The sequence below is a fragment of the Agrococcus sp. DT81.2 genome (genome assembly GCF_049844935.1).
GTDB lineage: Bacteria > Actinomycetota > Actinomycetes > Actinomycetales > Microbacteriaceae > Agrococcus.
Genome location: NZ_JBNCLZ010000007.1, coordinates 13,503 through 34,396, shown reverse-complemented (window position 1 = coordinate 34,396; position 20,894 = coordinate 13,503). Strand labels below are relative to the sequence as shown.

Genomic DNA, 20,894 nt, shown 5'->3' with positions numbered 1-20,894 from the left:
GCGGCCCACGGAATGCGCGGTGTGAGACTGGCGTTGTGAAGGACGTGGTGAGCACGGCTGGACGCAGGGAAGCTGCGACTAAGATGATGCATCCGACCACGGTGAAGGGGGAGACCATGGTGCTGGTACGACAGGAGATCGGCGACGTCCTTCGCGACGTCCGCCTCCGGCAGGGCAGGACCCTGCGCCAGGTCGCATCGCGTGCGTCGGTCGCGCTCGGATACCTCAGCGAGGTCGAGCGCGGGCAGAAGGAGGCCTCGAGCGAGATCCTCGCGTCGGTCGCGGACGCGCTCGACGTGCCGCTGTCGCGCATCCTGCGCGAGGTGGGCGACCGCCTCGCGGTGCTCGAGGGACTCAGCTACGGCGAGTTCGGGGCGATGGGCTCGACCGTGCCCGACACGCTGCCCGACGAGCTCGTGGCGGAGTTCGACGCAGCCGTCCGCTGAAGGCAGGGCGAGGGTGAGGACGAGCGAGCTGCAGCTCGCGGTCACGGAGGAGTTCGGCGCGCTCGGCGCGGTGCTGATGACCGACACGACGCTGGGGAGCCTCGGTGGCCGCACGGCGGCCGAGGCGCTCGCCGCTGGCGTGCCGGCGCGCGAGATCTGGCAGGCGCTGTGCGATGCGAAGGACGTGCCGGTGGAGCGCAGGCACGGCCGAGGGATGCGGACGCCCCGGCGCTGAGCGCTGGCGACACGCCGCACGCGTGTTCGAAGACTCGTTCGATCCGGGCGTAGGCTTGCCGTGCACGACGAGCCCGTCATCCACAGGCGGGACCAGGGGCCGCCCGCGTGTCAGCGGCCCGCCGTAGCGTGAGCGCACCACCAACGGAAGGCCAGCAATGCCCACACCCGCAGACCGCGAGAAGTCGCTCGAGGCGGCGCTCGCACAGATCGACCGCCAGTTCGGCAAGGGGTCGGTGATGCGCCTCGGCAGCGAGGACCGCGCGCCGGTCGAGATCATCCCCACCGGCTCGATCGCGCTCGACGCCGCGCTCGGCATCGGCGGGCTCCCGCGTGGGCGCATCGTCGAGATCTACGGCCCGGAGTCGTCCGGCAAGACGACGCTCACGCTGCACGCGATCGCGAACGCGCAGCGCGCCGGCGGCATCGCCGCGTTCATCGACGCCGAGCACGCGCTCGACCCCGAGTACGCGAAGAAGCTCGGCGTCGACATCGACGCGCTGCTCGTCTCGCAGCCCGACACCGGTGAGCAGGCGCTCGAGATCGCCGACATGCTGGTCCGCTCCGGCTCGATCGACCTCGTCGTCATCGACTCCGTCGCGGCCCTCGTGCCGCGCGCCGAGATCGAGGGCGAGATGGGCGACAGCCACGTCGGCCTGCAGGCTCGCCTGATGTCGCAAGCGCTGCGCAAGCTCACCGGTGGCCTCAACCAGACGCAGACGACGATGATCTTCATCAACCAGCTGCGCGAGAAGATCGGTGTGTTCTTCGGCAGCCCCGAGACCACCGCGGGCGGCAAGGCGCTGAAGTTCTACGCCTCCGTGCGGCTCGACATCCGCCGCATCGAGACGCTCAAGGACGGCACCGAGGCGGTCGGCAACCGCACGCGCGTCAAGGTCGTCAAGAACAAGATGGCGCCGCCCTTCCGCCAGGCGGAGTTCGACATCCTCTACGGCGTCGGCATCTCGCGCGAGGGCAGCCTGATCGACTTCGGCGTCGAGCACGGCATCGTCCGCAAGTCGGGCGCCTGGTACACCTACGACGGCGACCAGCTGGGGCAGGGCAAGGAGAAGGCCCGCCAGTTCCTCATGGACAACCCCGACATCGCCGCCGACATCGAGCGCCAGATCCTCGCCAAGCTCGGCATCGGTCAGGGCAAGGCCGCGCCGGAGGCGAACGGCAGCGTCGAGTCGCTCGACGCCCGCAGGCAGGAGCGCCAGGGGGCGTGAGCGATCGCGATCGCCTGGCCGGCGTCACGCAGCTCTCCACCTGGGTGGCGCGTGACGCCGAGCCCGAGCCCGAGCTCGAGCTCGAGGATGCGGCGGCGATCGAGCGCGTCGACGAGGAGTCGGCGCGCTCGATCGCGCTGCGCGCACTCGGGCGGAAGGCCGCCAGCCGGCAGGAGCTCGATCGCACGCTCGAGCGGCGGGAGGTCGAGCCCGACGTGCGCGCCGCGGTGCTCGACCGGCTCGAGGCCGAGGGGCTCGTCGACGACGCGCAGCTCGCGCGCGACACCGCCGAGCGCCTGCGCGAGCGCAAGCACCTGGGGGAGCGCGGGGTGGCTGCAGAGCTCCGCAAGCGCGGGCTCGACCCTGACGAGCTCGACGACGCCGATCGCGACGACGAGCTGCAGCGCGCCATCGATGCCGCCGCTGAACGCCGCCGCCGCATGGGCAGCCTCGACGACGAGACCCTCGAGCGCCGGCTCGCGGGGTGGCTGCAGCGAAGGGGCTTCTCGGGCGGCACCGTCCGCATCGCCATCGAGCGCACGCGCACCCGTGGTGGCCCTCGCTTCCGGTGATGCACCCGATCCCCAGGCGACGGGCAGGTAGGTTGTCCTCATGAAGACTTCGAGGATCCTTGCTGTTCCGGCACTCGCGGCGAGCGCGCTGCTCGCACTGACGGGCTGCATCCAGCTCCCCCCGGTGGGCGGCGGCACCGGCGGCGGCACCGAGCAGACGCAGGCAGCCGACGGCGGCTCTGTGGACAGCGAGCTGGCCGGCACGAACTGGACCGGCACGGACGCAGCCGACAACTCGCTCGACCTCGTCCTCGAAGAGGACGGCACCGTGCTGCTCAACGAGCTGAACGGCAATGGACCGTTCGACGACGACAGCGACACCTGGTCGCTCCAGGGCGACGAGATCACGATCTTCATCGGCGGCCTCGGCGGGGACGTCGAGTCGATCGAGTACACCGGCACGGTCGGCGACGGCACCATGGAGCTCTCGGGCGTCGATGGGTCCGGCCAGCCGGGCTACGAGATCACCCTCACGCAGCAGGGCTGACGCCGAGCGCGCGCCGCAGCCTCGGTACGCTGGAGGGCATGTCGACGCACGCGATCCGCACCTTCGAGGTCAAGACCTTCGGGTGCCAGATGAACGTGCACGACTCGGAGCGGCTGCGCGGTTCGCTCGAGGCGGCCGGCTTCACCGAGGCGGTCGACGGCGACCCCGACATCGTCGTCATCAACACGTGCGCGGTGCGCGAGAACGCCGATCAGAAGCTCTACGGGCACCTCGGTCAGCTGGCGAAGACGAAGCGCGAGCGTGCGGGGTTCCAGATCGCGGTGGGCGGGTGCCTCGCACAGAAGGACCGCTCCACCATCATCGAGCGGGCTCCCTGGGTCGACGTCGTGTTCGGCACCCACAACATCGGCTCCCTGCCGACGCTGCTCGAGCGCAGCCGCCACAACGGCGAGGCCGAGGTCGAGATCCTCGAGGCGCTCGAGGTGTTCCCCTCCACGCTGCCGACGAAGCGCGAGTCGACGTACGCGGGCTGGGTGTCGATCTCGGTGGGCTGCAACAACACCTGCACCTTCTGCATCGTGCCGTCGCTGCGCGGCAAGGAGCGTGACCGGCGACCCGGCGACGTGCTCGCCGAGGTCCAGGCGCTCGTCGACGACGGCGCGATCGAGGTGACGCTGCTCGGCCAGAACGTCAACTCCTACGGCGTCGAGTTCGGCGATCGGCTCGCGTTCGGCAAGCTGCTCCGCGCGGCGGGCGAGATCGACGGCCTCGAGCGCATCCGGTTCACGAGCCCGCACCCCGCGGCGTTCACCGACGACGTCATCGACGCGATGGCCGAGACGGATGCGGTGATGCCGCAGCTGCACATGCCGCTGCAATCGGGCTCGGACCGCGTGCTCAAGGCCATGCGGCGCTCCTACCGCTCGACGAGGTTCCTGGGGATCCTCGACCGCGTGCGGGAGCGCATCCAGGATCCCGCGATCACGACCGACATCATCGTCGGCTTCCCGGGCGAGACGGAGGAGGACTTCGCCGAGACGCTGCGGGTCGTCGAAGCGGCGCGCTTCGCGTCGGCGTTCACGTTCCAGTACTCCATCCGCCCCGGCACGCCCGCGGCGACCATGCCCGACCAGGTGCCGAAGGAGGTCGTGCAGGAGCGCTTCGAGCGGCTCGTCGCCCTGCAGGACCGCATCTCGCACGAGGAGAACCGCGCGCAGATCGGCCGCACGGTCGACGTGCTGGTCTCGGCTGCGGAGGGGAAGAAGGACGCGCGGACGCACCGCCTCAGCGGCCGCGCCGAGGACAACCGGCTCGTGCACTTCGCGCCTGGCGAGCAGGCCCCCCGGCCGGGCGACGTCGTCACCGTCGCGGTGACGCAGGCGGCGCCATTCCACCTCATCGCCGACGGCGCCCCGGTGTCGGTCCGCCGCACCCGCGCGGGCGACGCCTGGGACCGCGCGCAAGCCGACTCGTGCGCCGTGCCGGCGCCGGCCGCCGGTGGCGCGCCGCGACCGGTGTCGCTGGGCCTGCCGACCGTGGGCCTGCCGACGCTGCGGCTGTCGGGCGCGTGACGCTCGTCGCCGTCGTCGGCGCCACCGGCACCGGCAAGACGGCGCGGTCGCTCGACATCGCCGACGCGGTCGTGCGCCTCGGTCACCGCGCCGAGATCGTCAACTGCGACGCGATGCAGCTGTACCGCGGCATGGACATCGGCACGGCGAAGGTGAGCGTCGACGAGCGTCGAGGCCATCCGCATCACCTCCTCGACGTGCTCGAGCCGTGGCAGGATGCGGCGGTGCCCGCCTACCGCGAGGCCGCGCTCGCGGCGATCGCCGGCATCGAGGAGCGGGGCGCCGTGCCGATCCTGGTCGGCGGCAGCGGCCTCTACGCGTCGAGCGTGCTCTACGACTTCGCGTTCCCCGCGACCGATGCCGCGCTGCGCGCCACGCTCGAGGCCGAGCTCGAGCAGCACGGCCCCGCCGAGCTGCACGCGCGCCTGCTGGCGGTCGACGCGGCGGCAGCGACCGCCATCGGCCCGCACAACGGCAGGAGGCTCGTGCGCGCGCTCGAGGCCGTCACGCTCACGGGGGAGCCGTTCCGCGTCGGCCTGCCGCCGGAGGAGGCGCTCGTGCGGCCGACGATAATCCAGCACGAGCGCGCCGAGCGTGCCGAGCTCGTCGCGCGCCTCGACGCGCGCGTCGCCACGATGTGGGCGCTCGGCATCGTCGAGGAGGCGCAGTCGCTGCGAGCCGCGGGGATCGAGCGCGGCACGACCGCGCAGCAGGCGATCGGCTACCGGCAGGCGCTCGACCAGCTCGACGGACGGATCGACGAGGCGGAGGCGATCACGAGCACCCAGGCGCTGACCCGCCGCTACGCGCGTCGACAGGTGTCGTGGTTCCAGCGGTATCCCGCGGCGCCGGCAGCCGAGCCCGCGAGCATCGCCGCTCGCGCGGTCTCGGCGCTCTAGACTCCGGAGCGTGAGCGAGGCGATCGGAGCGGGCCGTGGTGCCGGCACGCGGCGGGTCGTCGTCGCCGTCGACAGCTTCAAGGGATCGATCGGCGCTGCTGCCGCCGCGCGGGCCGTCGCCGAGGGGATCGCGTCGACCGCTCCCCGCGCCGAGGTCGAGCTCCGCCCCATGGCCGACGGCGGAGAGGGCACCCTCGAGGCGTTCTCGGCGGCGCCCGGCGCTCGGCGGATGCCGGTCGACGTGCGCGGCCCGGACGGCGCCACCGTCGCCGCGCAGTGGCTGCTGCTCGAGCGCGCCGACGGCGCCACCGGCGTGGTCGAGCTCGCGAGCACGAGCGGGCTCGAGCTGCTCGGCGAGCGCCGGCTGCCGTGGAGCGCGGACACCTACGGGTTCGGGCAGGCGATCGCGGCGGCGCTCGCCCACGGCGTCGACCGGCTCGTGCTGGGCATCGGCTCGAGCGCCTCCACCGACGGCGGTGCCGGCATGCTGGCGGCGCTCGGCGCGCGGTTGCGCGACGAGCACGGCGCCCCGTTCCTCCCGGGTGCGGCGGGCCTCGAGTCCATCGTCAGCGTCGATCTCAGCACGTGCGCACCACCGCCGACCGGCGGCGCGATCGTGCTGACCGACGTCACGAACCCGCTGCTCGGGGAGCGCGGCGCGGCAGCCGTCTTCGGTCCGCAGAAGGGGCTCGACGGCGCGGGCATCGCGCGCGCGGACCGCGCGCTCGCCCGGTTCGCGCCCCTGCTCGACGCCGACCCGGAGCTGCCCGGCAGCGGCGCAGCCGGCGGCACCGGCTTCGCGCTCCGCGCGTGGGGTGCAGCGCTCGTGCCCGGCGCGGCCGCGGTCGCCGAGCTCATCGGCCTCGACTCGGCCATCCGGAGCGCGGACCTCGTCGTCACCGGTGAGGGCTCCTACGACCGGCAGTCCCTCGACGGCAAGGTGCCCGGCTTCGTCCTCGCGGTCGCGCGCGACGCCGGCGTCCCGATCGCGCTGGTCGCCGGGCGGATCGACCCCGCGGCCGACCGCGCGCCCTTCTCGAGCGCGATCGCGCTCACCGAGCTGGCGGGCGGCGGTGCCGCGGCGATGGCTGCGCCGGCACGCTGGCTGCGCCAGGCGGGCGAGGCGCTCGGGTCGCGGCTCTGATCCGCTCGGACGGCCCACGCTGGCGCATCCTGCCGCGCTAGCCTGGAGGGCATGACGCTGCAGGACACGCCGTTCGCGAAGGGCCACGGCACGGGCAACGACTTCGTGCTGGTCGCCGACCCGGCGGGGCGCAGTCCGCTCAGCCCCGAACGCGTGCGCGCGCTCGCGGATCGCCGATTCGGGGTCGGCGGCGACGGGGTGATCCGGGCGGTGCCGTCCGGCGCCTCCGGGGACGCCCTGCTCGACGGCGCGGCCGAGGGCGCGGCGAGCACCATCTGGGCGATGGACTACTGGAACGCCGATGGCAGCGTCAGCGAGATGTGCGGCAACGGCGTGCGCGTGTTCGTGCGCTACCTGCTCGACGAGCGGCTCGCGGAGCTGCCCGACGGCGGCTGGATCGACGTCGCCACCCGCGCGGGGGTCAAGCGCGTGGTGCGGCGCGGGGAGCTGCTCTCCGCCGACCTCGGGCCCTTCGAGCTCGGTGCTGAGAGCCTCGTCGCGGCGGTCGGGCTCGACGTCGACCGGCCGGGCCTCGGAGTGTCGACCGGCAACCCGCACGTCGTCGTCGCGCTCGCGAGCGAGGACGAGCTCGCGGGTCTCGACCTGCACCGGGCGCCGTCGCTCGATCCCGTGCCCGCCGACGGCGCGAACGTCGAGTTCGTCGTCCCCGGCCTCATCGCCGACGGCGTAGGCTCGATCCGCATGCGCGTGCACGAGCGCGGCGTGGGGGAGACGCTCTCCTGCGGCACCGGTGCCGTCGCAGCCGCGATGGCGACGCGCCACTGGTCCGGGGATGCGGCGGACCGCTGGATCGTCGACGTGCCGGGCGGCAGGCTCGAGGTCGAGCTCGATGCGCGCGGCCACGCGTGGCTCACCGGCCCGGCAGAGATCGTCTTCCGCGGAGCGGCGCTCAGTCCGGTGCAGTGACGGCGATGATGCGGTACGTCCTCTTGGAGTCGGCGCGCTCGACGTCGAAGTCCTCGAAGCGGTCCGCCAGCCAGGTCAGCAGCGAGTCGGCGCCCAGGTGCTTCTGCACCACGAGCCAAGCGGTCGCGCCGGGCGCGAGCCGGGGGATCCACGTCTCGAGCAGCGCGTGCAGCTGCGGCTTGCCGATGCGGATGGGCGGGTTCGACCAGATCGCATCGAAGCGCAGCTCGTCCGGCACCAGCTCGGGCGAGGCGGCGACGATGTTCGATAGACTGAGCAGCTCGGCATTCCGCTCGACGAGCGAGAGCGCTCGAGCATTGACGTCGACCGCCCACACGCGGGCAGCGGGGGAGCGGAGCGCGAGCGTCGCGGCGATGGGCCCCCAGCCGCAGCCGAGGTCGAGCAGCTCGCCGGTCGCGGGCGGCGCGGGCACGGCATCCAGCAGCACCGCGGTGCCGACGTCGAGCCCGTCGCCGGAGAAGACGCCGGTGGCCGTGACCATCGTCCGCTCCTCGCCCGCGATCGGCACCCGGATCGTCCGGGTGGAGGCGGCGGCTGCGGGATCGGGTGAGAAGTAATGGTCCGGCACGGACACGACAGTAGCGAAGGACGAAGCATGGCAGCACCGGAGGAGACCGGTTCCACGGGCCCGGGGCGCGCGACGGAGCGCATCCTCGCGTGGGGGGAGCGCGCGCAGGCGCTCCAGGACGACGACGTCGCTCCGGCGCTCGACGCCGACGTCGACGGCGAGCAGCTCGACCGCGCGGACCGCGCGGCGCTCCGCCGCGTCGATGGGCTCCGCACCGAGCTCGAGGACGTCACCGAGGTCGAGTACCGCGAGCTCCGGCTCGAGAACGTCGTGCTCGTCGGCGTGTACTCGGGCGGCGCGAGCGGCGCCGAGGACGCCGAGAACTCGTTGCGCGAGCTCGCCGCGCTCGCGGAGACGGCGGGCGCGCGCGTGCTCGACGGCATGCTGCAGCGGCGCCCGAACCCCGACCCCGCCACCTACGTGGGTCGAGGCAAGGCCGAGGAGCTCGCCGAGATCGTCAAGGAGCTCGGCGCCGACACCGTCGTCGCCGACAGCGAGCTCTCGCCGAGCCAGCGCCGTGCGCTCGAGGACAAGGTGAAGGTCAAGGTCATCGACCGCACGGCCGTCATCCTCGACATCTTCAGCCAGCACGCGACGAGCCGCGAGGGCAAGGCGCAGGTCGAGCTCGCGCAGCTCGAGTACCTGCTGCCGCGCCTGCGCGGCTGGGGCGAGTCGATGTCCCGCCAGGCCGGTGGACAGGTGGGCGGGCAGGGCGCCGGCATGGGCTCGCGCGGTCCCGGTGAGACGAAGATCGAGCTCGACCGCCGACGCATCCACACCCGCATGGCGCGGCTGCGCAAGCAGATCAAGGGCTTCGGGCCCGCGCGGCAGGCCAAGCGAGCGAACCGCGACCGCTTCGAGGTCCCGGGCGTCGCGATCGTCGGCTACACGAACGCCGGCAAGTCCAGCCTGCTCAACCGCATCACGGGCGCCGGCGTGCTGGTCGAGAACGCCCTGTTCGCGACCCTCGACGCGACCGTCCGACGCGCGGTGACGCCGGACGGACGGGAGTTCACGATCGCCGACACCGTCGGCTTCGTCCGCAACCTGCCGCACCAGCTCGTCGAAGCCTTCCGCTCGACGTTCGAGGAGGTCGCGGAGTCCGACGTCATCGTGCACGTGGTGGACGCGAACCACCCGGATCCCGCGGCGCAGATCGCGACCGTGCGCGACGTCCTCGGAGAGACGGGAGCGCGCTCCATCCCCGAGATCGTCGTGTTCAACAAGGTCGACCTCGTCGGCGACGACGAGCGGCTGGTGCTGCGCGGGCTGCAGCCGGACGCGATCTTCGCGTCGGCGCGCACCGGCGAGGGCATCGACGCGATCCTGGAGCGCATCGGTCAGCTGCTGCCGCGACCCGAGGTCGAGGTGTCGCTGCTCGTGCCCTTCGACCGCGGCGACATCATCGCGATGCTCCACGACCGCTTCGAGGTCGTGAGCGAGGGCTACGGCGAGGCGGGCACGCGCGTCGACGCGAAGGTGACGGAGGCTGCGCTCGCGCAGCTCGCCCCCTTCCGCATCGACGCGGCCTAGGGGCCGGCCGCCACGCATAGGCTGACCGCGTGAGTGCGAGCCTCCTGCTGACCGCCGACAGCATGCTCGTCGACGGGGCGCTGGTGCCGGATGCCTGGGTGCTGTCGGAGCGCGGCGTGGTCACGGCGGTCGGTCGGGGCGCGCCCCCGCGCGACGCCGACCTGGCGGTCTCCGGCACCCTCGCGCCTGGGTTCGTCGACCTCCACTGCCACGGCGCCGTCGGCTCCGCGTTCGACGACGACGAGCCCGACTGGGACGGCATCCTCGGGTTCCACGCCGCGCACGGCACGACGAGGCAGGCGATCTCGCTCGTGACCGCTCCGCTCGAGACGCTGGTGCGGCGGATCGAGGCGGCGGCGGCGGTCTGCCGCGCCGACGACCGGGTGCTCGGCATCCACCTCGAGGGGCCCTTCCTCGCCGACAGCCACCGCGGCGCCCACGACCCGGCAGCCCTGCAGCCGCCGTCCGCGGAGGCGGTCGACCGGCTGCTCGCTGCCGGCGACGGGCACGTCCTGCAGCTGACGATCGCACCGGAGCTCACCGGTGCACTCGACGCCATCCCTCGCCTGGTCGCCGCGGGCGTGCGGGTCGCCGTCGGGCACACGGGCGCGGACGCCGCGACCGCTCGCGCGGCGTTCGACGCGGGCGCGACGCTGCTCACGCACGCATGCAACGGCATGCCGCCGATGCACCACCGCTCGCCGGGGCCGCTGCCGGCAGCGCTGCTCGACCCGCGGGTCACGCTCGAGGCGATCGCCGACGGCGAGCACGTCGCGCGGGAGGTGCTCGCGCTCCTCGCGCAGGCGGCCCCCGGCAGGCTCGCGCTCGTCTCCGACGCGATGGCTGCCGCGGGGATGCCGGACGGCGCCTACCGCATCGGCTCGCTCGACGTGCGGGTCGAGCAGGGACTCCCGCGCCTCGCCGAGGGCGACTCGATCGCCGGCTCCACGCTCACGCTCGACCGCGCCGTGCGCACCATGGTCGAGGCCGGAGTGCCGCTCGAGGCCGCGCTCGACTCGGCGACCAGGGCGCCGGCCGACGCGGTGGGCCGCGTCGACATCGGCGGGATCCGTGTGGGCGCGAGGGCGGATCTCGTCGCTCTCGACGGTCGCCTGGGGGTCTCGGGCGTGTGGCGAGACGGGCGCCGCGTGCCCGCTCGGGCCTAGACCGCGCGCAGCACCGCCACGACCCGGCCCAGCACGTCGGACTCGTCGCCCAGGATCGGCTCGAACGCCGAGTTCCGGGGGAGCAGCCACGTGTGCCCGTCTCGCTGCTTGAACACCTTCACGGTCGCCTCGCCGTCGAGCATCGCGGCGACGATGTCGCCGTTGTCGGCCGTCTGCTGCTGCCGCACGACGACCCAGTCGCCGTCGCAGATCGCGGCGTCGATCATCGAGTCGCCGACCACCTTGAGCATGAAGAGGTCGCCGGTGCCGACGAGCTGCTTGGGCAGCGGGAACACGTCCTCGACCTGCTGCTCCGCGGTGATGGGGATGCCCGCGGCGATGCGGCCGACGAGCGGCACGAACGACGCCTGCTGGATGCTGCCGACGGTCTCGTCGACCTCGTCGTCGACGAGCACCTCGATCGTGCGCGGTCGTGACGGGTCGCGGCGGATGTAGCCCTGCAGCTCGAGCTGCCCGAGCTGATGCGTGACGGACGAGAGCGACGAGAGACCCACGGCGTCGCCGATCTCGCGGTAGCTCGGCGGATACCCGCGCTGCCGCACCGCGCGCTGGATCATCTGCAGGATCGCCTGCTGCTTCTCCGTCAGCTGCCTCGCCATGATGCCCCGATCGCCCGATGTCAGTGGTGCCTGGTGGACTCCATCTGATTCGAAAGCGTATCCGACGGGTCGCCCGGATCACACAGACATTCGAGCGTGTCGTACGGGAATCCGACGAAAGCAGTTTCGCCGGGAGTCTTGACGTGCAGGTTCGTTCGAAGATAGGTTCGAAACAGAGATTCGCGGTCGGTGCTCCCGGCCGAGCACCGACCGCGAGTCCCACGAGAGGAGCAGGCAATGACTGCCATCGCCACGACCACCCCGAGCATCCGCATCCGCATGACGCCCCGCGGCCGCCGCACGCTGGCGCTGCTCGTCGCCGCGCCCGTGCTCGCCGTGGGCACGCTCGCGGGCGCCGGTGTCGTCGGCGACGCCCTCGCCGGCGCCGTCGCCTCGTCGTCGACGTCGACCGCGGGCTTCGAGCACATCACCGTGCTGCCCGGTCAGTCGCTCTGGCAGATCGCCGAGGCCGTCGCGCCCGAGGCCGACCCACGCGACGTCATCGCCGAGATCGAGCTGCTCAACGGCATCGCCGGAGCCATCCAGCCCGGCGAGCAGCTCGCGATCCCCGCGCACTACTCGCGCTGATCCGCGCCGCCGTGCCGGCCGTCCTAGGCTGGTTCGGTGACGAGCCTCGACGACCTCCCCATCCGCGACGACCTGCGCGGGCTCACGCCCTACGGCGCGCCGCAGCTCGACGTGCCCGTGCGGCTGAACGTCAACGAGAACGCCTACCGCGTGCCGGAGGCCGTGGCCCTCGACATCGTGCAGGAGATCGCGCGCGCCCTGCCCGACGCCAACCGCTACCCCGATCGCGAGTTCGACGCGCTCCGCCAGGCGTTCGCCGACTACCTCGGCCACGGGCTCGAGCCGGCGCAGCTGTGGGCGGGGAACGGCTCGAACGAGGTGCTGCAGCACGTGCTGCAGGCCTTCGGCGGACCCGGCCGGTCGCTGCTGTCGTTCACGCCCACCTACTCGATGTACCCGCTGCTCGCCCAGGGCGTCGGGATGCGGTGGATCCCGGTCCAGCGCGCGGATGACTTCACCCTGACGCCGGATGCGGTGCGCGAGGCGATCGCCGAGCACGATCCCGACGTCGTGTTCCTCTGCACTCCGAACAACCCGACCGGCACGTCGATCGGCCTCGACGTCATCGAGGCGGCAGCCGAGGCCGCGCGCGGCATCGTGCTCGTCGACGAGGCCTACGCGGAGTTCGCGCACGACCGCAGCCAGACCGCGCTCACGCTGCTGGAGCGCCACCCGCGACTGCTCGTGTCGCGCACCATGAGCAAGGCGTTCGCGTTCGCCGGCATCCGGGTCGGCTACCTCGCCGCACACCCCGCGGTCGTCGACGCGCTGCGGCTCGTCCGGCTGCCGTACCACCTGTCGGCCATCACGCAGGCGGCCGCGATCGCCGCGCTGCGCCACAGCGGCGAGATGCTGTCGCGCGTCGACGAGCTGCGGGCGCAGCGTGACCGGCTCGTCGACGAGCTCTCGGCGCTCGGCTACCGGCCCTACCCGTCCGACGCCAACTTCGTGCTCGTCGGCGGGGTCGACGACCCGGCGGCGACCTTCCGAGCGCTGCTCGACCGCGGCATCCTCGTGCGCGACGTGGGCCTGCCCCACACGCTCCGCATCACGGCGGGGACGCGCGCCGAGACGAGCGCGCTGCTGGCCGCGATGGCGGAGCTCGGGGCGGAATAGGATCGAGGCATGCCCCGCACTGCTTCCATCGAGCGCACGACGAGCGAGTCCCGCATCCGCCTCTCGCTCGACCTCGACGGCGACGGCACCTCGTCGATCTCGACGACCGTGCCCTTCTTCGACCACATGCTGACGGCCTTCGCGAAGCACTCGCTCATCGACCTGACGGTCGAGGCTTCGGGCGACACCGACATCGACGCGCACCACACCGTCGAGGACACCGCCATCGCGCTCGGCCTCGCGCTCGCCGAGGCGCTCGGCGACAAGGCCGGCGTGCGCCGCTACGGCGATGCGACGGTGCCGCTCGACGAGGCGCTCGCCCGCGCCGTCATCGACCTCTCCGGCCGGCCGTACCTCGTGCACGGCGGCGAGCCCGCCGGCTTCGAGCTGCACCGGATCGGCGGCCACTTCACCGGCTCGCTCGTGCGCCACGCGTTCGAGGCGATCGCGCTCAACGCGCGCATCACCGCGCACGTCGACGTGCTGGCCGGCCGCGACCCGCACCACATCGCCGAGGCGGAGTTCAAGGCATTCGCGCGCGCGCTGCGCGTCGCGGTCGAGCGCGACCCCCGCGTGAGCGGCGTGCCGTCGACGAAGGGCGCGCTCTGATGGCAGCTTGCCCCACCGTGGCGCTGCTCGACTACGGGCTCGGCAACGTCCACTCCGCCGCGAAGGCGCTCGAGGCCGCTGGCGCCGACGTGCAGCTCACGGCAGAGCGCGCCGCCGTGATGGACGCCGACGGGCTGGTCGTGCCCGGCGTCGGCTCGATGGCCGCCTGCATGGCAGGCATCCAGGGGATCCGCGGCGGCGAGCTCATCGGCCGTCGACTCGCAGGCGGCCGGCCCGTGCTCGGCATCTGCGTCGGCATGCAGGTGCTGTTCACGACCGGCGAGGAGGGCGGCGGCCCGACGCCCGGCCTCGACGAGTGGCCCGGCACCGTCCGCCGGCTGCAGGCCGACATCCTGCCCCACATGGGGTGGGCGCAGGTCGACGCCCCCGAGGACTCCGCGCTCTTCGCCGGGCTCCGCGACGAGCGGTTCTACTTCGTGCACTCGTATGCGGCCACCGAGTGGAGCATCGCGCCGCACCCCCGCGTCCGTCAGCCGCGCGTGACGTGGGCCGAGCACGGCGAGCGCTTCATCGCGGCCGTCGAGAACGGCCCGCTCTCCGCCACCCAGTTCCACCCCGAGAAGTCGGGGGAGGCGGGCATCCGCCTGCTGCAGAACTGGGTCCGCGGCCTCTGAGCCCGACTCCCATCCGGAAGGCATCGAATCCCCATGACCGACTTCAACCAGTCGCCCAAGCTGCAGCTGCTGCCCGCCATCGACGTCGCGGGCGGCAAGGCGGTGCGCCTCACGCAGGGCCGAGCTGGCACCGAGACGTCGTTCGGGAGCCCCGTCGAGGCGGCCGAGGACTGGGTGCGCCAGGGCGCTGAGTGGCTGCACCTCGTCGACCTCGACGCAGCCTTCGGTCGCGGCGACAACCGCGCCGTGATCAAGAAGGTCATCAAGGCGGTCAAGGGCCGCGTGCAGGTCGAGCTCTCCGGCGGCATCCGCGACGAGGCCTCGCTCGAGGCGGCGCTCGCCACGGGCGTGAAGCGCATCAACCTCGGCACCGCCGCGCTCGAGAACCCCGAGTGGACCGCATCCGTCATCTCCGAGTACGGCGAGCAGATCGCCGTCGGCCTCGACGTGCGCGGCACGACGCTCGCGGCGCGCGGCTGGACCCAGGACGGCGGCGACCTGTGGGACGTGCTCGACCGGCTCGAGGCCGCCGGCTGCAGCCGCTACGTGGTCACCGACGTCACGAAGGACGGCACCCTGCAGGGCCCCAACATCGAGCTGCTGCGGCAGGTCGCGGAGCGCACGGAGAAGCCCGTCGTGGCCTCCGGCGGCATCTCGAGCCTCGACGACATCGCTGCGCTGCGCGAGCTCGTGCCGCACGGCGTCGAGGGCGCCATCGTCGGCAAGGCGCTCTACGCGGGCGCCTTCACGCTCGCGGCCGCGCTCGACGTCGCGGGCGACTGACGCCCGTGTCCCAGGCGTCGCCGGGCGGCGGGGCGGACTCGGCGGGCAGGCCGTGGGCGGGTCGTTCGTTCGACCACCACGACACCGCCTACGCCGGCGACGACGGCTCGCCGCCCGAGGGCTACCTCGATGCGGTGCGCGCCCTCGCGGCGGGAGCCGCGGGCCCGGCGGCGGTCGTCGACGCGCTGCGCGGGGAGCGGCTGCTCGTGCCGCTGCTCGCGGCTGCGGGCGAGCTCGGCATCGATGCGGCGGGGCGCACGATCGACAAGAGCCAGGAGCTGTCGATCGTGACCGTCCAGGGTCCCGACGGAGCGCCGATCCTGCCGATGTTCGCGGGGGTCGCGGCCATGCAGGCGTGGAACCCGGTCGCGCGACCCGTGCCCACGAGCGTGCAGCGGGCCGCGGCAGCGGCGCTCGACGGGCCCGCGCGCATCGTCGTCGATCCCGGCGGCGAGGGCGAGTTCGTGCTGAGCCGCTCGATGCTGGTCGCGCTGCTGGCGGATGCGCCGTGGTCGTGGGGCGTCGACGACGCCGCCGTGCACGAGGCCGTGCTCGACGCGCTCATGGCGCAGCCCACCGTGCAGGCGGTCGTGCTCGCGACCGGCGACCCGCGCTGCGTCCTCGCAGGCGCGGAGCTCGAGGTGCACGCCCTCGTCGACGCCGCGCCGGACGCGGCCGCGCAGGTGCAGGCGGCGGCGAACGCGATCGGCGCAGCGGAGGTCGTGCGCGAGCGCATCGCGAGCGTCGCGGTGCGGCTGCACCGCTGGGACGGGGGAGCGGCCCGACTGCCGCTCGTCGCGCCGGCGGCACTCGCCGTCACGCGCGCCGAGCTGGAGGCGCGGGAGCCCTAGTTGACCGGCCCGGTGAACTTCTCGCCGGGACCCTTGCCGGGCGCATCGGGCATCGAGCTCGCCTCGCGGAACGCGAGCTGCACCGAGCGCAGCCCGTCGCGCAGCGGCGCCGCGTGGACGCCGCCGATCTCGGGAGCCGCAGCGGTGACGAGCCCCGCGAGCGCGTTGATGAGCTTGCGCGCCTCGTCGAGGTCGAGCTGCTGCTCCGGGTCGTCGGCGAGGCCGACCTTGACGGCGGCCGCGCTCAGCAGGTGGATGGCGACGGTGTTGATGAGCTCGACGGCCGGCACCTCCGCGATGTCGCGCATCTCGTTGATCGCGTCGTCATGGTCGTGGTCGTGCTGCATGGCGTCGCTCATCGCACTCTTCTCCCGAAGGTCGGTGTCTGGTAGGCTTCTGCAGGTTTCGGGCTTTGCGCCCGGAAGGTGAAAGAGGAGCAATCCCACCCGCAGTCGTCCCAGGCTAACGGGTCAGAGGCACCGCGACCGCGCGTCGCAGGTGCTGAGCCGCGCAGCAGCATTCGCGCTTCGGCTCCTCGTTCGCCGTGCACCAGCACACAGCACGCAACGAGAAGGAGCCCGCGATCAGCGACCCCCGTACCAATGAGCGCATCCGCGTCCCCGAAGTCCGACTGGTCGGCCCTGCCGGCGAGCAGGTCGGCGTCGTCCGGGTGGAGGATGCCCTCCGTCTTGCCCGCGAGGCAGAGCTCGACCTCGTCGAGGTCGCTCCCGAGGCCCGCCCGCCCGTCGTCAAGATCATGGACTTCGGGAAGTTCAAGTACGAGCAGGCGCAGAAGGTCAAGGAGGCTCGTCGCAACCAGGCGAACACGGTCCTCAAGGAGGTCCGGTTCCGGCTGAAGATCGACGAGCACGACTACGAGACCAAGCGCAAGCGCGCCGAGGGCTTCCTGCAGGCCGGCGACAAGGTCAAGGCCATGATCCTCTTCCGCGGCCGCGAGCAGTCGCGCCCCGAGCAGGGCGTGCGCCTGCTGCAGCGCTTCGCCGAGGACGTCGCGGAGTTCGGCTCGGTCGAGTCGTCGCCGACCATCGACGGCCGCAACATGGTGATGATCGTCGGGCCGATGCGCTCGAAGTCCGACGCCAAGGCCGAGCTCAACGCCGCGCGCTCCGCGCAGCGTGCCGCCGACCAGGAGAAGCGTCGCGCCGAGGCCGAGCGCCAGGCCGCCCGGCAGGCGGAGCTCGACGCGCAGCGTCCCGCTCGCCCGGTGCTGCCCGCTCGCAGCGCTGCCGCCACGGAGTCCGAGCCGCGCTCGTCGCGTCCCTCGACCTCGTCCGGCCCGTCCGGCTCGTCGCGTCCGTCGACGGGTGCCTCGCGCCCCGCGGGCGGCACCTCGTCGCGCCCGTCGAGCTCGTCGCGCCCGTCGTCGGAGTCGTCGTCGGACTCGCGTCCCCGCCAGCAGCCGCGCACCGTGCAGCCGACGCCGGCCGGCGCGCCGCGTCCGTCGATGGCGCCGCGCCCCGCAGGTGCGCCGACGCCCACGGCCAAGCCCGCCACCCCCGCTGCCGCCCCGGCAGCACCGAAGCCCGCCGTGAAGCCCGCGGTCCCGAAGCCCGCGGGCAAGCCCGCGACGCCCTCGGCGGCCGGCAAGCCCGCAGCGCCCAAGGCCAAGCCCGCGGACACGTCCGCCGGCGAGCCAGCATCCGAGTAGGAGAAGAAGAATGCCCAAGCAGAAGACGCACTCCGGTGCGAAGAAGCGCTTCAAGATCACCGGCAGCGGCAAGATCCGCAAGCAGCAGGCCGGCATGCGGCACAACCTCGAGGTGAAGTCGTCGGTCCAGACGCGCCGCCTCAACAAGGACAAGGTCCTCGCCCCGGCCGACGCCAAGATCATCAAGAAGCTGCTCGCTCGCTGACGCGCGCGACGATAGAGAAGAGAGAACGAACTCATGGCACGTGTCAAGAGGGCGGTCAACGCCCACAAGAAGCGTCGCGTCATCCTCGAGCAGGCCGCCGGCTACCGGGGGCAGCGCTCGCGCCTGTACCGCAAGGCGAAGGAGCAGCTGCTCCACTCGCACGTCTACGCCTTCCGTGACCGCAAGGCCAAGAAGGGCGACTTCCGCCGCCTGTGGATCCAGCGCATCAACGCCGCGTCGCGCGCGAACGGCCTGACGTACAACCGCCTGATCCAGGGCCTCGGCCTCGCGGGCATCGAGGTCGACCGCCGCATGCTCGCCGAGCTCGCGGTGCACGAGCCCGCCACCTTCGCGACCCTCGTCGAGGCAGCGAAGGCAGCCCTGCCCGCCGACACCTCGGCGCCGCGGAACGCGGCCTGACATGCTCGACAGCCCCCGCGCGCCCCGCGTGCGAGAGGCTGCGAGACTCCAGCAGCGAGCAGCCCGGTCATCGACCGGGCTGTTCCTGTTGGAGGGCCCGGCATCGCTCGACGAGGCCGTGCGCTGGCAGCCCGCGCAGCTCGTCGAGGTCTTCGTCACCGATGCTGCCCGCGAGCGCCATGCCGAGCTGCTCGACCGGGCCTCGCGGCACGCGCCGCTGACGGCGGTCTCGGAGCGCGCGCTCGCCGCGATCGCCGACACGGTGCACCCGCAGGGCGTCGTCGCCGTCGCGAAGCAGTCGCCCGTGCGCCTCGAGGACGCCGTCGCGCGCGCCGCCGCGAGCGAGCATCCGCTGATCGCGATCCTCCACGAGGTGCGCGATCCCGGCAACCTCGGCACGATCCTCCGCGCGGCCGACGCCGCCGGCGCATCCGCGGTCATCGTGACCGCCAACTCCGTCGACCCGTTCGCGCCCAAGGTCGTGCGCGCCACCACCGGGTCGCTCTTCCACGTCGACATCGCCGTGGGGGCCAGCACGATCGACGCCGTCGAGGCCGCGGCGGCCGCCGGCATCTCGGTGCTCGCCGCCGACGTGACGGGGGAGGACCTCCTCGGCCTGCAGGACGAAGGCGTGCTCGCCCGGCCCACCGCCTGGCTGTTCGGCAACGAGGCACGCGGCCTCGACGCCGCGACGCTCGCGCTCGCCGACCGCTCGGTCCGACTGCCCGTCTACGGGCACGCGGAGTCGCTCAACCTCGCGACCGCGGCCTCCGTCTGCCTCTACCAGAGCGCCTTCGCGCAGCGCAGCGCGTGAGCGGCGCCGTGTAACCGTTTCGTTGCGATCGGTCAGCGCTCCATCAGGGGGCGCACAGGTCGTGCTTTGATGGCGGCATGCAGCCCCTCGTCGAGCTCGACCACGTCAACAAGCACTACGGCGACCTCCACGTGCTCAACGACATCAACGTTGCGGTCCCCAAGGGGCAGGTCGTCGTCGTCATCGGGCCGTCAGGCTCGGGCAAGTCGACCTTCTGCCGCGCCATCAACCGGCTCGAGACGATCGACTCGGGCGAGATCCGGCTCGACGGCGTGGCGCTGCCCAAGGAGGGCAAGGCGCTCGCGCAGCTCCGGGCCGACGTCGGCATGGTGTTCCAGTCGTTCAACCTCTTCTCGCACAAGTCGATCCTCGAGAACGTGACGCTCGGACCGATCAAGGTGCGCGGCAAGAAGCGCAAGGAGGCGGAGGAGCAGGGCATGGCGCTGCTCGAGCGCGTCGGCATCGCCAACCAGGCCCACAAGATGCCCGCCCAGCTCTCCGGCGGGCAGCAGCAGCGCGTCGCGATCGCCCGCTCGCTCGCGATGGAGCCGAAGCTCATGCTCTTCGACGAGCCGACGAGCGCGCTCGACCCCGAGATGATCAACGAGGTGCTCGACGTCATGGTCGAGCTCGCGCACGGCGGCATGACGATGATCACCGTGACGCACGAGATGGGCTTCGCGCGCAAGGCGGCCGACCGCGTGCTGTTCATGGCCGACGGCAGGGTCGTCGAGGACTCGACGCCCGAGGCGTTCTTCTCGAACCCGCGGTCCGAGCGCGCCAAGGACTTCCTCTCGAAGATCCTCACCCACTGACCCCCTTCCACAGCACAACTCAAGGAGAAGCACCTATGCGCAGCAAGATGACGCTCGGCGTGGCCGCATTCGCGGTCCTCGCGCTCACCGCGTGCGGCGGCCCCGCCGGTCCCACCTCGACCGAGGCGCCCGAGGAGCCGACCGACACCGGCTCGACGAGCACGTCCGACCACCCCTACGGCCTCGAGGTCGCAGAGTCGCCCGAGTTCGAGGCAGGCACCTCGATGGCCGAGTTCGCCGAGGCGGGCGCCATCACGATCGGCACGAAGTTCGACCAGCCGCTGTTCGGCCTCGTCGGACCCGACGGCGCACCGGAGGGCTTCGACGTCGCGGTCGGCTCGCTCATCGCCGCCGAGCTCGGCATCCCGTTCGAGGGCGTCCAGTGGGAGGAGACCGTCTCGGCGAACCGCGAGACGTTCATCGAGAACGGCACCGTCAACCTCGTCGTCGCGACGTACACGATCAACGACGCCCGCAAGGAGAAGGTCGACTTCGCCGGCCCGTACTACGAGGCCGGACAGGCGCTCATGGTGCAGGCGGGCAACCCCGAGGGCCTCACCGGGCCTGACGACGTCGCGGGCCTCGCGGTCTGCTCCGTCGAGGGCTCCACGCCGGCGGCGCGGATCGTCGACGAGTACGGCGCCAACCTGCAGGCGACCGACACGTACTCCAACTGCCTCGACCCGCTGCGCAACGGCCAGGTCGTCGCGGTCACGACCGACAACGTCATCCTCGCCGGCTTCGTCGACCAGAACCCGGGCGAGTTCGAGCTCGTGAACGAGGGCGAGACCTTCACGGCCGAGCCCTACGGCATCGGCCTCGAGAAGGGCGACGACGCGTTCCGCGACTGGATCAACACGGTCCTCGAGGAGGCCGTCGCCGACGGCACCATGGCGTCGCTCTGGGAGCAGACGGCCGGCACGGTGCTGCCGACGCCCGAGTTCCCCGCCCCCGACCGCTACTGATCGATCGCCCGAGCCGGGTGCGGGAGGCAAGCCTCCCGCACCCGGC

26 protein-coding genes are annotated in these 20,894 nt (G+C 72.7%); 23 read left to right on the top strand and 3 right to left on the bottom strand.

The annotated features are described in order from the left end of the window. Positions 1-116: 116 nt before the first annotated feature. The 9 genes from ACLQ21_RS13325 (at position 117) to dapF (ending at position 7,470) form a co-directional block, all read left to right on the top strand. Entirely contained in the window at positions 117-446 is a 330-nt protein-coding gene (locus ACLQ21_RS13325) for a helix-turn-helix domain-containing protein (RefSeq protein WP_425664433.1), read from the top strand. 13 nt (positions 447-459) lie between these two features. Further along, positions 460-681, top strand: a complete 222-nt coding sequence (locus tag ACLQ21_RS13320; protein ID WP_425664431.1) for a DUF3046 domain-containing protein — start codon at positions 460-462, stop codon at positions 679-681. 157 nt (positions 682-838) lie between these two features. Further along, complete coding sequence (gene recA, locus ACLQ21_RS13315) at positions 839-1,909, top strand: recombinase RecA (protein ID WP_425664429.1); 1,071 nt, start codon at positions 839-841, stop codon at positions 1,907-1,909. Next, complete coding sequence (locus ACLQ21_RS13310) at positions 1,906-2,481, top strand: regulatory protein RecX (RefSeq protein WP_425664427.1); 576 nt, start codon at positions 1,906-1,908, stop codon at positions 2,479-2,481. Before recA ends, ACLQ21_RS13310 begins: the two co-directional genes overlap by 4 nt. Before the next feature lie 40 nt (positions 2,482-2,521). Then, the gene (locus ACLQ21_RS13305; RefSeq protein ID WP_425664425.1) at positions 2,522-2,968 is read left to right on the top strand and encodes a hypothetical protein; all 447 of its coding nucleotides are present in this window, start codon (positions 2,522-2,524) and stop codon (positions 2,966-2,968) included. A 38-nt stretch (positions 2,969-3,006) separates the two neighbouring features. Continuing rightward, entirely contained in the window at positions 3,007-4,500 is a 1,494-nt protein-coding gene (miaB, locus tag ACLQ21_RS13300) for a tRNA (N6-isopentenyl adenosine(37)-C2)-methylthiotransferase MiaB (RefSeq protein WP_425664423.1), read from the top strand. Further along, positions 4,497-5,399: a tRNA (adenosine(37)-N6)-dimethylallyltransferase MiaA gene (gene miaA, locus ACLQ21_RS13295; RefSeq protein ID WP_425664421.1), complete on the top strand. Its 903-nt coding sequence runs from the start codon at positions 4,497-4,499 to the stop codon at positions 5,397-5,399. Before miaB ends, miaA begins: the two co-directional genes overlap by 4 nt. Positions 5,400-5,409: 10 nt before the next feature. Continuing rightward, the gene (locus tag ACLQ21_RS13290; RefSeq protein ID WP_425664420.1) at positions 5,410-6,543 is read left to right on the top strand and encodes a glycerate kinase; all 1,134 of its coding nucleotides are present in this window, start codon (positions 5,410-5,412) and stop codon (positions 6,541-6,543) included. A 57-nt stretch (positions 6,544-6,600) separates the two neighbouring features. Then, positions 6,601-7,470: a diaminopimelate epimerase gene (gene dapF, locus ACLQ21_RS13285; protein ID WP_425664535.1), complete on the top strand. Its 870-nt coding sequence runs from the start codon at positions 6,601-6,603 to the stop codon at positions 7,468-7,470. Here the strand turns inward: dapF and ACLQ21_RS13280 are convergent. Next, on the bottom strand, positions 7,454-8,059 hold the full coding sequence (locus ACLQ21_RS13280) for a class I SAM-dependent methyltransferase (protein ID WP_425664418.1): 606 nt from the start codon (positions 8,057-8,059) through the stop codon (positions 7,454-7,456). The genes dapF and ACLQ21_RS13280 overlap by 17 nt on opposite strands. Positions 8,060-8,086: 27 nt before the next feature. On the opposite strand from ACLQ21_RS13280, the gene hflX reads away from it, so the two are divergent. Then, a complete protein-coding gene (gene hflX, locus ACLQ21_RS13275; RefSeq protein WP_425664416.1) occupies positions 8,087-9,592 on the top strand; it encodes a GTPase HflX in 1,506 nt (501 codons plus the stop codon). Between the two features lie 29 nt (positions 9,593-9,621). Continuing rightward, positions 9,622-10,758 carry an N-acetylglucosamine-6-phosphate deacetylase gene (locus ACLQ21_RS13270; RefSeq protein ID WP_425664414.1) on the top strand — a complete coding sequence of 379 codons (1,137 nt, stop codon included), beginning with the start codon at positions 9,622-9,624 and terminating at the stop codon, positions 10,756-10,758. Here the strand turns inward: ACLQ21_RS13270 and lexA are convergent. Beyond that, entirely contained in the window at positions 10,755-11,378 is a 624-nt protein-coding gene (lexA, locus tag ACLQ21_RS13265; protein ID WP_425664412.1) for a transcriptional repressor LexA, read from the bottom strand. The two genes, ACLQ21_RS13270 and lexA, sit on opposite strands and share 4 nt — an antisense overlap. A gap of 237 nt (positions 11,379-11,615) precedes the next feature. Between lexA and ACLQ21_RS13260 the strand changes: the two genes are divergently transcribed. Genes ACLQ21_RS13260 through ACLQ21_RS13235 form a run of 6 tightly spaced genes read left to right on the top strand, consistent with a single transcriptional unit; the run spans position 11,616 to position 15,960 of the window. Beyond that, complete coding sequence (locus tag ACLQ21_RS13260) at positions 11,616-11,966, top strand: hypothetical protein (protein WP_425664410.1); 351 nt, start codon at positions 11,616-11,618, stop codon at positions 11,964-11,966. 36 nt (positions 11,967-12,002) lie between these two features. Next, positions 12,003-13,082 carry a histidinol-phosphate transaminase gene (locus ACLQ21_RS13255; protein ID WP_425664408.1) on the top strand — a complete coding sequence of 360 codons (1,080 nt, stop codon included), beginning with the start codon at positions 12,003-12,005 and terminating at the stop codon, positions 13,080-13,082. 9 nt (positions 13,083-13,091) lie between these two features. Continuing rightward, the gene (hisB, locus tag ACLQ21_RS13250) at positions 13,092-13,691 is read left to right on the top strand and encodes an imidazoleglycerol-phosphate dehydratase HisB (RefSeq protein WP_425664406.1); all 600 of its coding nucleotides are present in this window, start codon (positions 13,092-13,094) and stop codon (positions 13,689-13,691) included. Further along, positions 13,691-14,326 carry an imidazole glycerol phosphate synthase subunit HisH gene (hisH, locus tag ACLQ21_RS13245; protein WP_425664404.1) on the top strand — a complete coding sequence of 212 codons (636 nt, stop codon included), beginning with the start codon at positions 13,691-13,693 and terminating at the stop codon, positions 14,324-14,326. Before hisB ends, hisH begins: the two co-directional genes overlap by 1 nt. A gap of 33 nt (positions 14,327-14,359) precedes the next feature. Beyond that, a complete protein-coding gene (gene priA / locus ACLQ21_RS13240) occupies positions 14,360-15,109 on the top strand; it encodes a bifunctional 1-(5-phosphoribosyl)-5-((5-phosphoribosylamino)methylideneamino)imidazole-4-carboxamide isomerase/phosphoribosylanthranilate isomerase PriA (protein ID WP_425664402.1) in 750 nt (249 codons plus the stop codon). A gap of 5 nt (positions 15,110-15,114) precedes the next feature. Next, positions 15,115-15,960: an SseB family protein gene (locus tag ACLQ21_RS13235; RefSeq protein WP_425664401.1), complete on the top strand. Its 846-nt coding sequence runs from the start codon at positions 15,115-15,117 to the stop codon at positions 15,958-15,960. On the opposite strand, the gene ACLQ21_RS13230 is transcribed toward ACLQ21_RS13235, so the two are convergent. Next, positions 15,957-16,319 carry a DUF1844 domain-containing protein gene (locus tag ACLQ21_RS13230; protein ID WP_425664399.1) on the bottom strand — a complete coding sequence of 121 codons (363 nt, stop codon included), beginning with the start codon at positions 16,317-16,319 and terminating at the stop codon, positions 15,957-15,959. The two genes, ACLQ21_RS13235 and ACLQ21_RS13230, sit on opposite strands and share 4 nt — an antisense overlap. A gap of 185 nt (positions 16,320-16,504) precedes the next feature. On the opposite strand from ACLQ21_RS13230, the gene infC reads away from it, so the two are divergent. From infC to ACLQ21_RS13200, 6 genes are all read left to right on the top strand, one after another. Beyond that, positions 16,505-17,629, top strand: a complete 1,125-nt coding sequence (gene infC, locus ACLQ21_RS13225; protein WP_425664397.1) for a translation initiation factor IF-3 — start codon at positions 16,505-16,507, stop codon at positions 17,627-17,629. A 10-nt stretch (positions 17,630-17,639) separates the two neighbouring features. After that, entirely contained in the window at positions 17,640-17,834 is a 195-nt protein-coding gene (rpmI, locus tag ACLQ21_RS13220) for a 50S ribosomal protein L35 (RefSeq protein WP_425664395.1), read from the top strand. Between the two features lie 33 nt (positions 17,835-17,867). Then, positions 17,868-18,254 carry a 50S ribosomal protein L20 gene (gene rplT / locus ACLQ21_RS13215; protein WP_425664393.1) on the top strand — a complete coding sequence of 129 codons (387 nt, stop codon included), beginning with the start codon at positions 17,868-17,870 and terminating at the stop codon, positions 18,252-18,254. A 1-nt stretch (position 18,255) separates the two neighbouring features. Next, a complete protein-coding gene (locus ACLQ21_RS13210; protein WP_425664391.1) occupies positions 18,256-19,068 on the top strand; it encodes a TrmH family RNA methyltransferase in 813 nt (270 codons plus the stop codon). A gap of 77 nt (positions 19,069-19,145) precedes the next feature. Then, positions 19,146-19,883, top strand: coding sequence for an amino acid ABC transporter ATP-binding protein (locus tag ACLQ21_RS13205; RefSeq protein ID WP_425664389.1), 738 nt, complete (start codon positions 19,146-19,148; stop codon positions 19,881-19,883). A 35-nt stretch (positions 19,884-19,918) separates the two neighbouring features. Beyond that, positions 19,919-20,848 carry a glutamate ABC transporter substrate-binding protein gene (locus tag ACLQ21_RS13200; RefSeq protein ID WP_425664387.1) on the top strand — a complete coding sequence of 310 codons (930 nt, stop codon included), beginning with the start codon at positions 19,919-19,921 and terminating at the stop codon, positions 20,846-20,848. Positions 20,849-20,894 lie beyond the last annotated feature (46 nt).